This window comes from Loktanella sp. 3ANDIMAR09 (assembly GCF_001420005.1).
Classification (GTDB): Bacteria; Pseudomonadota; Alphaproteobacteria; order Rhodobacterales; family Rhodobacteraceae; genus Loktanella.
In genome coordinates this window covers 128,843-142,052 of record NZ_LJAK01000007.1, presented here as the reverse complement: position 1 = coordinate 142,052, position 13,210 = coordinate 128,843, and the positions used below count along the sequence as shown (strand labels likewise).

Below are 13,210 nucleotides of genomic sequence, written 5' to 3'. Positions count from 1 at the left end.
GTCCACCACGATGTGGTGGGCCGGCCGCAAACGATTCGACGGCTTGCGCGCGCGCCTGCTCTGGACCGCTAGCGCGTCCTGTCAGGGCAAATGTTCCAAAAGTGCAAATATTGCCCGATTTCGGGTCATCCAGATGCAAGATTTATCGTATTTGTACAGGTGGCGAGATCGCGCCAAGTGGCTTGTAACGAGGGCTTTCAACCGCTGAACCGCACCCCTATAAGGCCTAGAGCTGGATTGCGGGCCTGAGCGGCGATCATCCCAGCGCGCATGATTTTTGGGGAAGGCCTTCGCATGGCAATTTGGCACAATCTGTTTTCGTCCGACATCGCCATCGACCTCGGGACGGCCAATACACTGATCTATGTCAAGGGTCGTGGGATCGTCTTGTCCGAACCGTCCGTGGTTGCCTATCACGTCAAGGACGGCGTGAAAAAGGTGCTGGCCGTCGGTGAAGATGCGAAGTTGATGCTGGGCCGGACGCCCGGCAGCATCGAAGCCATCCGCCCGATGCGGGATGGCGTGATCGCGGATTTCGACACCGCGGAAGAAATGATCAAGTATTTCATCCGCAAGGTGGCCAAGCGGTCTACGTTTTCCAAGCCCAAGATCATCGTCTGCGTGCCCCATGGTGCGACACCGGTTGAAAAACGCGCGATCCGTCAGTCGGTCCTGTCTGCTGGTGCGCGCCGTGCGGGCCTGATCGCGGAACCCATCGCGGCAGCCATCGGCGCGGGCATGCCGATCACTGATCCGACCGGCAACATGGTCGTGGATATTGGTGGCGGCACCACCGAAGTCGCCGTGCTGAGCCTGGGTGACATCGTTTATGCGCGGTCCGTGCGCGTGGGCGGCGACCGGATGGACGAGGCGATCATCAACTATTTGCGCCGCCAGCATAACCTGCTGATCGGTGAATCCACGGCCGAGCGCATCAAGACGTCGATCGGCACCGCAAGAATGCCCGATGACGGCCGTGGCAGTTCCATGCATATCCGTGGCCGTGACCTGCTGAACGGCGTGCCGAAAGAGACAGAAATTTCGCAGGCCCAGGTCGCCGAGGCACTGGCAGAACCGGTGCAGCAAATCTGTGAGGCGGTGATGACCGCACTCGAGGCAACGCCGCCTGATCTGGCCGCCGACATCGTTGATCGCGGCGTGATGCTGACGGGTGGCGGCGCGCTGTTGGGGCAATTGGACCTGGCGCTGCGTGAACAGACGGGCCTTGCGATTTCCGTCGCTGACGAGTCACTGAATTGTGTGGCTTTGGGGACCGGCAAGGCGCTTGAGTATGAAAAACAGCTTCGGCATGTGATAGACTACGATAGCTGATCTGACCTGACGGGAGTTGTGTTTGGCCCGCGACCGGAACTCTGAGGATTTCACGACCCCGCTTCGTCGCCTGTTGGTTGCGGTGGGTATCGTCGCGTTGCTTGCCGTGTTTCTGGTCTGGCGGATCGACAGTCCGCGGGTCGAACGGTTCAGGCTAGCCGTGATCGACCGGGTCGTGCCGAATTTCGACTGGGCCATGGCACCTGTGACCGGTGTGATCGGGCTGGTAAACGATTTCCGCAGCTATCAGGCCCTGTCAGAACAGAACAGCGACCTGCGTCGCGAGTTGCAGCAGATGAAGGCCTGGAAAGAGGCGGCACTTCAGCTGGAACAGGAAAACGCGCGTCTGCTGGAACTGAACAATGTCCAGCTTGACCCGCAGCTGACGTATATCACCGGCGTCGTCATGACCGACAGCGGATCGCCGTTTCGCCAATCCGTTCTGTTGAATGTCGGCAAGCGTGACGGGATCGAGGACGGCTGGCCCGCGATGGATGGTATCGGGCTGGTCGGGCGGATCAGCGGCATGGCGGATCAGACCAGTCGCGTCATTTTGCTGACCGACACCTCCAGCCGCATCCCGGTGACCATCCAGCCATCCGGGCAAAAGGCGATCCTTGCAGGTGACAACACGCTGAACCCGCCGATCGAATTTCTGGAAAACCCCGATGCCGTGCGCCCCGGTGACCGTGTGGTCAGTTCCGGTGATGGCGGCGTGTTCCCGGCCGATCTGCTGGTCGGGCAGGTCGCACTTGGCAGCGACCGGCGGCTGCGCGTGCGATTGTCTGCCGATTTCGAGAGGCTGGAATTCCTGCGGATCCTGCGCGCCCGACCCCACGAGGTCATCACCGATCCCGGCGGCCTTCTTGCGACAGAGCCTGCACGCTTTGGCCCGATCCTGCCGGCTAGCGCGCAGGCAACGGATGGCTGAAACACCGACATCGCGCATCTGGGCGGGCCGATTCAAATATGTCGGGCTCGTCGCCGTGATCTTTTTCGTGCAGCTGATGCCGCTGAACGCGATCCCGGTCAGATTTACCGGGCCCGATCTTTTGTTGCTGGTGACGTTGGCCTATGCCGCCCGGCGCCCTGACTACCTGCCGTTCGGGTTGATCATGGTGGTATTCCTGCTGGCGGACCTGTTGTTTCAGCGACCGCCCGGGCTGTGGGCGGCGCTGGTCTGCATCCTCAGCGAAATGTTGCGCGCACAATCGCGTGGGCTGCGCAACGTGCCTTTGTTGTTGGAATGGGGTACGGTATCATTGGGTATCGTGGCGATTACACTGGGCTATCGGTTGATCCTGGCGATCACTGTCGTGCCGCAGGCACCGCTTGCGCTGACGTTGATCCAGATGGTCATGACGATCGTGGCCTATCCGGTGGTGGTCCTGGTGGCGCAGCTCATTTTCGGCATCACCCGTCCGGCGCCGGGGCAGACAGACAGTTTTGGACATAAGTTATGAAAAAAGGTCCCAAGGATAACGAATTGAGCAGCCGCACCGTCAGCCGTCGCGCGCTGATCGTCGGGGCCGCGCAATTGGGCATTGCGGGCGGGCTGGGCTGGCGGTTGCAGTCGATGCAGGTGGAACAGGCGGATCAGTTTCGCCTGCTGGCCGAGGAAAACCGGATCAACATTCGTCTGCTGCCACCGGCGCGCGGGTTGATTTTCGACCGTAACGGAATCCCCTTGGCCGAAAACGAACAGAATTACCGTGTCGTCATGGTCCGCGAGGAGGCAGGCGACGTTGACGAAGTGTTGAACCGTCTGACCCAGATTGTCGATCTGGACCCCGATGTGATCGCCCGGGCCAAGGAAGAAATGTATCGCAGATCGCCTTTTGTTCCCGTGATCATTGCTGACCGTTTGGCCTGGGAGGATGTCGCGGCAATCAACGTGAATGCACCTGCATTGTCGGGCATCACGGCCGAGGTGGGGTTATCGCGGCATTATCCCTACGGCGGCGATGTCGGCCATGTGGTCGGGTATGTGGGGCCTGTGAGCGACTATGATCTGAGCCGGATCGACGACAAGGACCCCTTGTTGCAGATCCCGAAATTCCAGATCGGCAAGACCGGCGTCGAGAACAAGATGGAAGCCATGCTGCGCGGCAGCGCCGGGACCAAGCGGATCGAGGTCAACGCCCTGGGTCGGGTCATGCGCGAGCTGGATCGCAAGGAAGGCGAACCGGGCAAGGACATTCAGCTGGGTCTGGACGAGCGTCTGCAATCCTATGCGCAGGCCCGGATGGATGGCGAGAGCGCGGGTGCCGTCGTGATCGACCTCGAAACCGGCGATCTGCGCGCCATTGCCTCTGCCCCGTCATTCGACCCGAACATGTTCGTACGTGGCATTTCGGTCAAGGATTGGACCGATCTGAACGAAAACAAGTATCGACCGCTTGCGGCAAAGGCGATCCAGGGCACCTATCCGCCGGGATCGACGTTCAAGATGGTGACCGCGCTTGCGGCCCTCGAGGCTGGCGTGATCGGCCCCGAGGAAACCGTTTACTGCCCCGGGCATATGACCGTGTCGGGCACGCGTTTCCATTGCTGGAAACGGGCTGGACACGGCAACATGAATTACCACGAGAGCCTCAAGCAATCGTGTGACAGCTATTACTACGAGGTCAGTCAGAGGGTCGGCATCGACAAGATTGCGGAAATGGCGCGGCTGTTGGGGCTGGGGGTCCGGCATGACCTGCCGCTGTCCGCCGTGGCAGAGGGGCTGGCCCCGGACCGCGCTTGGAAACAGGACGTGCGCGGCGAAAGCTGGCGCATCGGTGACACTGTCAACGCGTCGATCGGGCAGGGCTATGTTCTGGCCTCGCCCATGCAGTTGGCCGTGATGACAGCGCGCCTTGCGACGGGGCGCATGGTCACGCCGCGACTGATCAAGTCGATCGACGGTGTGGAACAACCTTCTGGCATCGGTGATCCGCTGCCGATCAACGAAAACTGGCTACGCCGGACACGGCAGTCGATGGATGCGGTCGTCAACCATACACGTGGCACCGCGCACCGCTCTGCGATCGTGGCAGAGGGTATGGCCATGGCCGGCAAGACGGGAACGTCGCAGGTGCGCCGTATCACCGCAGAAGAGCGTGCGCGCGGCGTGACCCGCAACGAGGATCTGCCGTGGGAACGGCGCGACCATGCGCTGTTCGTCAGCTACGCGCCTGTCGAAAATCCGAAATTCGCGATTTCGGTCGTGGTCGAACACGGCGGCGGCGGATCAACCGCTGCTGCACCGATTGCCCGTGATATCCTGCTACAGGCCCTATATGACGGGCCGCCACCACTGGAGGCCTATCCAAGCGTCGATCGCGCGCGGATCGCCGACCAGCAAAAGCGGATCGAGGAACGGATCGCGACCGTCAACCGAGGCAGCGCACCCGCATGAGTTACCTGTCAAACAATGCGCAATACGTTCCCACCGGGTTCCGCAAACTGATCTATCTGAACTGGCCGATCATCGCCCTGATTTTCGCCGTCAGTGCAGCGGGTTTCGTGATGCTGTATTCCGTCGCAGGCGGATCTGCGACACCCTGGATGGAACCGCAGGTCAAACGCTTTGCGCTGGGCATGGTGTTGATGATCGGTGTCGGCATGGTGCCGATCTGGTTCTGGCGCAACATGGCGGGTCTGGCCTATGGTGTCTCGATCATGCTGCTCTTGGCGGTCGAGTTTTTCGGCTCCGTGGGGATGGGTGCGCAGCGCTGGATCGATCTGGGGTTCATGCGTCTGCAGCCATCGGAACTGACGAAGATCACGCTCGTGATGTTTCTGGCCGCCTATTATGACTGGCTGCCGACGCACAAGACATCGCATCCGCTGTGGGTGGCGCTGCCTGTCGGACTGATCCTGTTTCCCACGGCACTGGTCCTGGGCCAGCCTGATTTGGGGACCGCACTGTTGCTCTTGTTGGGTGGGGCGACAGTCATGTTCATTGCAGGGGTGCATTGGGCCTATTTCGCGACGGTCTTTAGTGCGGGTATCGCCACGATCTTTGCGGTTTTTCAGTCGCGCGGCACGGACTGGCAATTGTTGAAGGACTACCAGTTCCGCCGGATCGATACCTTTCTTGATCCGTCGAACGATCCGCTGGGGGCGGGGTATCACATCACGCAGGCCAAGATCGCACTGGGATCGGGTGGCATGACGGGACGCGGTTTCATGCAAGGCACGCAGAGCAGTCTGGATTTCCTGCCTGAAAAACACACCGATTTCATCTTTACCACCCTGGCCGAGGAATTCGGTTTCATCGGGGCCATTGGCCTGTTGGGGCTGTACATGCTGATCATCCTGTTCTGTCTGGCCTCTGCGATGACCAACAAGGACCGGTTTGCCGCCTTGCTGACGATGGGAATCGCCATGTCGTTCTTTTTGTTTTTCGCGGTCAATATGGCGATGGTGACAGGCATGGCGCCCGTGGTCGGCGTGCCGCTGCCCTTGGTCAGCTATGGTGGGTCCGCAATGCTGGTGCTGCTGGTGGCCTTCGGCCTCGTGCAATCCGCGCATGTGCACAAGCCACGATGATCAATGTGTTGTTTTCCGCGCGTCCCGCGCTGTGGGATGAATATGCGGCACCCTTGCAGGATGCCTTTGCGCAGGCCGGGTTGTCGGTCTCGCTGTCACGTGAACATGCGCCAGAGGATGTAAATTATATCGTCTTTGCGCCCAACGGCCCGGTCAAGGATTTCACGCCTTACGTGCGCACCCGGCTGGTCATGGGGTTGTGGGCTGGAGTGGAGACGATTGTCGGAAACAAGACGCTGACCCAGCTGCTGGCGCGGATGGTGGATCCTGCATTGACCCAAGGCATGGTGGAATGGGTGGTGGGACATACGCTGCGCCATCATTTAGGGATGGATGCGCATATTGCCGGCCAGGATGGTGTCTGGCGCAATACGGTCTATCCGCCACTTGCGCAGGACCGTCCCGTGACCGTGCTGGGGTTGGGCGCGCTGGGCGCTGCCTGCGGGTCCGCGCTGGCGCAATTGGGGTTTCCCGTCACCGGATGGTCGCGCAGTCCGAAACAGATCGCGGGGTTGCGCTGTCTGTCGGGTGATGATGGCTTGGGCCGCGCCTTGGCGGGTGCTGAAATCGTCATCCTGTTGCTGCCGTTGACGCCAAAAACCGAAAACACGCTGGATACGGCGCGGCTGGCGCTGCTGGCCCCGGGGGCGTATGTGCTGAACCCCGGCCGGGGCGGGTTGATCGACGATGATGCGCTGATCGCCGCACTGGCCAGCGGACATGTTGCCGGGGCGACGCTGGACACATTTCGCACCGAACCACTCCCGGCAGATCACCCCTATTGGGCGCACCCGGCTGTGGTCGTGACGCCGCATATCGCCTCGACCACGCGTGCGGCCTCGGCGTCACAGGTGATTGCCGAGAACGTCCGCCGGGTCGAGGCCGGAGATCCGCCCTTGAACCTCGTTGACAGGGCGGCAGGCTATTAGGCGGCGAGCGGAAGGTCCGAGAGAACCTCTGCCGCGAGGGTAAAGGATGTTTGCCGTTCGTCCTGATCGAACATCTGACCGGTCAACAGAACCTCGTCGGGGGCATAGCGGTCGATCATGTCGGACAACTGGCGGCGGACGGTCATCTGCGACCCCACCGCGCTGATGCGCAAGGCATGGTCTACGCCCTGACGCAGACCCGCGCCAATGGTGGCGTCGATGTCGCGCACGGGCGGCGGCAGTTTACCCGGATTGCCACTGCGCAGGCGTGCGAAGGCCTGCTGCTGCGAGGTGCGCAGGTAGGCCGCCTGTGCATCCGTATCGGCAGCAAAGACATTCACGGCCATCATGAAATAGGGCCGGTCAAGATATTGCGACGGACGGAAAGACGCACGGTAGGTTGCAATCGCATCCTCCAGCGCATCAGGCGCAAAGTGGCTTGCAAAGGCATAGGGCAAACCCAGATGTGCTGCGAGCTGCGCGCCGAACAGTGACGATCCCAGCATCCAGACGGGCACGTGACTGCCCTGTCCGGGATGGGCCTGCACGGGTGCCGCAGGATCGGCGTCACCCAGATATCCCAACAGTTCAACCACGTCCTGAGGGAAACTGTCGCCGCGTTGACCGGCCCGCATGGCCCGCATCACGGCATGGTCGCCGCCGGGGGCACGGCCCAATCCAAGGTCGATGCGACCGGGATACAGCGCGTCCAGCGTGCCGAATTGTTCCGCGATGGCCAGCGGTGCATGGTTTGGCAGCATGACACCGCCGGCGCCCACACGTATGCGGTCGGTCTGGCCTGCCACATGACCGATCAGAACCGACGTCGCGGCAGAGGCGATCCCGGCCATGTTGTGATGTTCTGCCAGCCAATAACGGTTGTAACCGCTGTGGTCTGCCAATCGCGCGAGGGCGACTGTGTTCGCGATCGCCTGTGTCGGGGTCTGGCCTTCGATCACGGTTGCAAGGTCGAGGATGGAATACTGCATTGGTTCTGCCGTCTAGTGCATGGATACTCAACATGGGAATGCAGGCGGGTCAGTGCAACCAGCGGTTCAGGGCAAGTCCAATCGCATCAGGGTGATCGGGGCCGGACCCGCTCTTGCAGGCGACGTGCCGACGTCTTGCCCCACGTGGACAAACCCCAGCTTTGTCAGAACGCGCCCCGATGCAGGGTTGTCGCTATAATAGTCAGCCGTGACCGAGCGCAGTTGAAAGGCGTCGCGGCAGAATTGCAGCAGCGCGCCTGCGGCCTCTGTCGCAAATCCCTGATCATTGCGGGCGAGGTCGACGAAATAACTGAGTGAAACAGGCGCGCCGCCTATACCGACCGTGCCGATCAGTTCGTCTGGTCTGTCACGCAGCGCAATGCCGAGGCGAAAGCCTAGCCGATCGGCAAATTGACTTGTTTCAATCCAGTGTTCCACCGCCTCCGCAGGCCAGGGCGATATGACGGAAAACAGATTGGGTGCAACGCGCGGATCGCCACCGATACGCTGTAGCGCCGGTATGTCTTGCGGTGTCATCCGCCGCAGGATCAGTCTTTTGGTTGTGATCGGCAGCATCAGGCAGGATTATTCGACGGGTTCGACCGGACTGATCGGGGCGGGTGAGGCGTCAGGTTCCGCAGGCGCGGGTTCGGTTTGCGCATTGTCGGGCATCAGGATCGCACCGTCCGCCCATTCGCCGGATGTTTCCTGGCCACTGGCGTAACGCATCACGCCCGGCCCCTCGCGCCGGCCCCGGACAAAGCTGCCTTCGTAGATATCGCCGTTGGCATAGGTCGCGACACCAGTGCCCGACATCTCGCCTTCGGACCAATCGCCCGTGTAGGTGAACCCATCGGGCAGGGTGATCGTACCCGTGCCGTGGCGCTGACCGGCCTTGAAACCGCCCTCGTAGACGGTGCCGTCCGCGTAGGTGGCGGTGCCGGTCCCGTCACGCTGACCGTCAGACCAGCCGCCCGTATAGACGTAGCCATCGGGGTAGGTCATCGTCCCCTGGCCATCGTTCTTGGCGTTGCTGAACGTGCCCTCGTAAATCATGCCGTTGGCGTAGGTCGCCGTGCCACGGCCATCGATCACTCCATTGGACCATTCGCCTTCGTAGGATGATCCATCGGCGTAGACGATACGGCCGGTGCCATCCGCCAGATCGGCGGCAAAGCCGCCTGTATAGATGGCCCCGTCAGGATAGACGACCTCGCCCTCGCCCTGAATCTGACCCGCAACCCAGTCGCCGGTATAGCGGTAACCGTCTGTTGCGACAAAGGTGCCGGTGCCGTGGCGTTTGTCGTCGACAAAGCCGCCCTCGTAGGTGTCGCCATTGGCATAGACGACTTGGCCCTGGCCGTTGCGGCGTCCTGCAACCAATGTGCCGGTGTAGGTGTCGCCATTGGCCTGTGTCAGCGTGCCCTCACCCTCGATCTGGCCATCCACCCAGGTCCCGGTGTAGGTCAGCCCATCGGGCAGGGTCAGCGTGCCGACCCCGTCACGGGTTCCGGCCTTGAGCGTGCCTGTGTAGGTCGCGCCGTCCGCATATGTGATGGTGCCTTCGCCCTCTTTGACGCCGTTAATCCAGTTGCCCGTGTAGACATAGCCGTCGGGGTTGCGCATCGTTCCGGTGCCGTGATGCATGGCGTTACGAAATTCGCCTTCGTAGACCACGCCATTGGCATAGGTCGCGATGCCGCGTCCGGTCATGTTACCGGCCAACCAGTCGCCTTCGTAGGTGCCACCATCGGCAAAGGCGATGCGGCCCGTGCCATCGGGTTTGCCTGCGGCAAATGTGCCCTCGTAGATCGAGCCATTAGGGAAAACGGCGCGGCCGCTGCCCGAAATTTCGCCCTGCACCCACTCGCCGGAATATTCATAGCCATTGGGCAATCTGTAGGTGCCCTGACCGTGCTGTTTGCCGTTCAGGAACGCGCCTTCGTAGACGCCGCCATCATCGTATTGCTTGGTTTCGACGGCCTGCGCGTATGCGGCACCCGTCAAGGCCAGAACCATCAAAGCTGCCGTGGCGATGCGCGTCATGAAAAACCTCAATTGCCCTTTTGTTGGCAACCTAAAGAATGCGCGTTGACCTGACAACGGGGCAGGGCGGGCATGGGCGGCTTTCCCTTTGCGGCATTTCTGCTATCTGGATCACAAACGAAAGAGGCCGCATGACCGATACCTTCCGCATCACGATCGCGCAGTTGAATCCCACCGTGGGCGACCTGTCCGGCAACGCCGAACTGGCCTTTGGCGCATGGGAACAGGGCAAGGCGGCAGGTGCCGATCTGGTGGCGCTGCCCGAGATGTTCATCACGGGCTACCAGACGCAGGACATGATCCGGCGGGCGGGTTTCATCCTCGATGCCGTGGCCGAAATCGAAGCCCTGGCGCGGCGTTGCGCGGATGGACCGACGCTTGCGATTGGCGGACCTGCGTTGGACGGTGTCCGGCTGCACAACAGTTATTACATGCTGAAGGGCGGGGCGGTCATTGGCCGGGCAGACAAACATTTTTTGCCGAATTTCAACGTGTTCGACGAGGTGCGCCTGTTCAATCGCGGTGAAATCCAGGGACCCTTTGCGACGACGGGGCCGCGGATCGGCACACCGATTTGCGAAGATGCCTGGTATCCCGATGTGGCCGAAGCGCAGGTCGAAAGCGGGGCCGAAGTGCTGCTTGTGCCCAACGGAAGCCCCTATTTCCGCGACAAATTCGACGTACGGCTGAACAACATGGTGGCCCGTGTTGTCGAAAACGATGTGCCGCTGATCTATCTGAACCTGCTTGGCGCACAGGATGACCAGGTGTTCGACGGCGGGTCGTTTGTGCTGAACCCGGGCGGTCAGCTTGCCATGCAATTGCCGGTGTTCGAGGACGCGATTGCGCATGTCGATCTGGAACGCACCGATGACGGCTGGCGGGTTCTGGACGGTGCAAAGGCCCATTTGCCCGAAAGTCTGGAGCAGGACTATCACGCCATGGTGCTGTCGCTGCGGGACTATTGCCGCAAGACAGGCTTCAAGAAAGTGCTGCTGGGTCTGTCGGGCGGGGTCGATTCCGCGATTGTCGCGACCATCGCCGCCGATGCGCTGGGCCCCGAAAACGTGCGCTGCGTGATGCTGCCGTCAGAATACACATCGCAGGCCTCCTTGGACGATGCGGCGGCTTGTGCCCACGCACTGGGCTGCAAGCTGGATACCGTCAGCATCAAGGAACCTGTGCGTGCCGTGGATCACGCGCTGGCGCATCTGTTTGACGGGTTGGATGCGGATCTGACCGAGGAAAACATCCAGTCTCGTTTGCGCGGGCTGCTGCTGATGGCGCAATCGAACAAGTTCGGAGAGATGCTGCTGACGACGGGCAACAAATCCGAGGTCGCGGTCGGATATGCGACGATCTACGGCGACATGTCGGGTGGCTACAACCCGATCAAGGACCTGTACAAGACACGGGTGTTCGACATCTGCCGCTGGCGCAATGCCAATCATCGTCCTTGGATGATGGCCCCGGCAGGCGAGGTGATCCCGGTTGCCATCATCGACAAGCCACCAAGCGCCGAATTGCGCCCCGATCAAAAGGACGAGGACAGCCTGCCGCCCTATCCGGTGCTGGACGACATCCTGTTCCGCCTGGTCGACGAGGAACAGTCGGTCGCGGATTGTGTCGCGGCAGGTCACGACCGCGCGGTGGTAAAGAAAATCGAGCATCTGATTTACATCAGCGAATACAAGCGGTTCCAATCTGCCCCCGGGACGCGATTGTCGAAACGCGCGTTCTGGCTGGACCGGCGTTATCCCATCGTGAACCGGTGGCGCGACAAGAGTTGAGCGATATTGCTCTGTAGGCCCGGGGCCCGACGGGCATTTGCCGCAAACCCGCCGTCATCGTGAAGATGCAGGCCGTCGCCCGTGACTGTTTCGTTCGCCGTTCTAGGTAACGTGCGCAACAACAAGGCTGAGCCCGATGAACCGCACGGATGATGACGAACCACTCAGAGGGCGCTGGATCGCGATGGCCGCGCTGCTGGTCGCCAGTTTCATGAACCTGATGGATGTGACGATCGTCAATGTGGCAATCCCCTCGCTGGCCGCCGCCTTTGACGCGACAGACAGCGAAATCGAATGGGTTGTCGCTGTCTACATCCTGACGTTTGCGCTGCTGCTGCTGCCGATGGGGCGGTTGGGAGACCGGTTCGGAAGGCGGCGGATGTTCGTGGGCGGTGTTTGCGTGTTCACGATCGGGTCAGCCCTGTGTGGCATGGCACCATCCATCGAAGGACTGATCGGTGCGCGCGTCTTGCAAGGGATCGGCGGGGCGATGATGATTCCGCAGACGCTTGCCATCGTTCCCGCGCTGTTCGCCCCCAAGGAACGTGGGCTGGCCTTTGCGTTGTTCGGCCTGTCTGCCGGACTGGCCAGCGTGTCGGGACCGGTTCTGGGCGGCGCGCTGATCGGCGCCGATATCTGGGGGCTGGAATGGCGGCCGATTTTTCTGGTGAATGTGCCCGTGGGCATCATCGCAGTGCTGGCGACACTGCGGTATGTGCCGAACCTTGCCGGTGAAAAGGGACTGCGCATTGACCTGGTGGGCGTCGCGATTGCGGCGCTTGCGCTGTTTTGCGTGTTGTTCCCGCTGATCGAAGGCCGCCAGCTGGGCTGGCCCTTGTGGATTTTCGGGATGCTGCTGGGGGCCTTGCCACTGACTGGGGTGTTCGTCTGGTGGCAGCGTTTCCGCGCATCGCGTGGCCAGGCGCAGCTGCTGCCGGTCGCCTTGTTTCGGAACCGCAGCTACGTTGTCGGTTCCTTTCTGGTGATGATGCTGTTTGCCGGTGTGCCGGGGTTCTTTTTCGTGCTCGCCATTCTGTTGCAGGTCGGTAATGGGCTGACGCCACTGCAATCGGGGTTGACGACGATGCCGTTCTCGATCGGTGTGCTGCTTGCGTCCGGGATGGCCGGACGGTTGGGAAACCGGGTACCCAAATTGCGGATTTCGCTGGGCGGGTTGCTGCTGGTCAGCTGCGTACTGATGCTGCCGTTCGTCATGCCACAGGCCGGGGAAACCCTGCGCCGGGGGGCGTTGATCCTGCCGCTGCTGATCGGTGGTATGGGACTGGGGACGGCGATTTCGCCAATGTTCAATATCGTGCTGGCGCAGGTCCGCGACGGCGATACCGGGTCTGCCTCTGGCGCGCTGCAATCGTTTCAGCAGATTGGCGGAGCCTTGGGGTTGGCGGTCATGGGGCAGCTGTTCTTTGGCTACCTGGGTCGAAACGGTGACGGCGTGGCCGATTATTCGACCGCGCTGACCTATGCGCTGTGGTTTTCCACCTTCACATTTGCCTGTGTTGCCATCTTTGTCTGGCAGTTGCCAAAGGGAGAACAAGCCAAACTGGACAATACGGTGGCTGCGTGAGAG

At 61.4% G+C, this 13,210-nt stretch carries 11 protein-coding genes; 8 read left to right on the top strand and 3 right to left on the bottom strand.

The features are described 5' to 3' along the window. Positions 1–294: 294 nt before the first annotated feature. Genes AN189_RS12165 through AN189_RS12140 form a run of 6 tightly spaced genes read left to right on the top strand, consistent with a single transcriptional unit; the run spans position 295 to position 6,797 of the window. The gene (locus AN189_RS12165) at positions 295–1,332 is read left to right on the top strand and encodes a rod shape-determining protein (RefSeq protein ID WP_056036315.1); all 1,038 of its coding nucleotides are present in this window, start codon (positions 295–297) and stop codon (positions 1,330–1,332) included. A 22-nt stretch (positions 1,333–1,354) separates the two neighbouring features. After that, positions 1,355–2,263 (top strand): rod shape-determining protein MreC, encoded by a 909-nt coding sequence (mreC, locus tag AN189_RS12160; RefSeq protein WP_056036202.1) that lies wholly within the window; start codon positions 1,355–1,357, stop codon positions 2,261–2,263. After that, positions 2,256–2,795, top strand: coding sequence for a hypothetical protein (locus tag AN189_RS12155; protein WP_056036199.1), 540 nt, complete (start codon positions 2,256–2,258; stop codon positions 2,793–2,795). The genes mreC and AN189_RS12155 overlap by 8 nt, the downstream gene beginning before the upstream one ends. After that, positions 2,792–4,732, top strand: a complete 1,941-nt coding sequence (mrdA, locus tag AN189_RS12150; protein WP_056036196.1) for a penicillin-binding protein 2 — start codon at positions 2,792–2,794, stop codon at positions 4,730–4,732. Before AN189_RS12155 ends, mrdA begins: the two co-directional genes overlap by 4 nt. After that, positions 4,729–5,868: a rod shape-determining protein RodA gene (rodA, locus tag AN189_RS12145; protein WP_056036195.1), complete on the top strand. Its 1,140-nt coding sequence runs from the start codon at positions 4,729–4,731 to the stop codon at positions 5,866–5,868. Before mrdA ends, rodA begins: the two co-directional genes overlap by 4 nt. Further along, complete coding sequence (locus AN189_RS12140) at positions 5,865–6,797, top strand: glyoxylate/hydroxypyruvate reductase A (protein WP_056036193.1); 933 nt, start codon at positions 5,865–5,867, stop codon at positions 6,795–6,797. The genes rodA and AN189_RS12140 overlap by 4 nt, the downstream gene beginning before the upstream one ends. On the opposite strand, the gene AN189_RS12135 is transcribed toward AN189_RS12140, so the two are convergent. From AN189_RS12135 to AN189_RS12125, 3 genes are all read right to left on the bottom strand, one after another. Then, positions 6,794–7,786, bottom strand: a complete 993-nt coding sequence (locus AN189_RS12135; protein ID WP_056036190.1) for an LLM class flavin-dependent oxidoreductase — start codon at positions 7,784–7,786, stop codon at positions 6,794–6,796. The two genes, AN189_RS12140 and AN189_RS12135, sit on opposite strands and share 4 nt — an antisense overlap. Before the next feature lie 66 nt (positions 7,787–7,852). Continuing rightward, entirely contained in the window at positions 7,853–8,362 is a 510-nt protein-coding gene (locus tag AN189_RS12130) for a GNAT family N-acetyltransferase (protein WP_056036187.1), read from the bottom strand. 9 nt (positions 8,363–8,371) lie between these two features. Then, a complete protein-coding gene (locus AN189_RS12125) occupies positions 8,372–9,805 on the bottom strand; it encodes an MORN repeat-containing protein (protein WP_253279615.1) in 1,434 nt (477 codons plus the stop codon). Positions 9,806–9,963: 158 nt separating this feature from the next. Between AN189_RS12125 and AN189_RS12120 the strand changes: the two genes are divergently transcribed. Next, positions 9,964–11,622, top strand: a complete 1,659-nt coding sequence (locus AN189_RS12120; protein ID WP_056036180.1) for an NAD+ synthase — start codon at positions 9,964–9,966, stop codon at positions 11,620–11,622. Between the two features lie 136 nt (positions 11,623–11,758). Continuing rightward, entirely contained in the window at positions 11,759–13,207 is a 1,449-nt protein-coding gene (locus tag AN189_RS12115; protein WP_056036176.1) for a DHA2 family efflux MFS transporter permease subunit, read from the top strand. Positions 13,208–13,210: the final 3 nt, after the last annotated feature.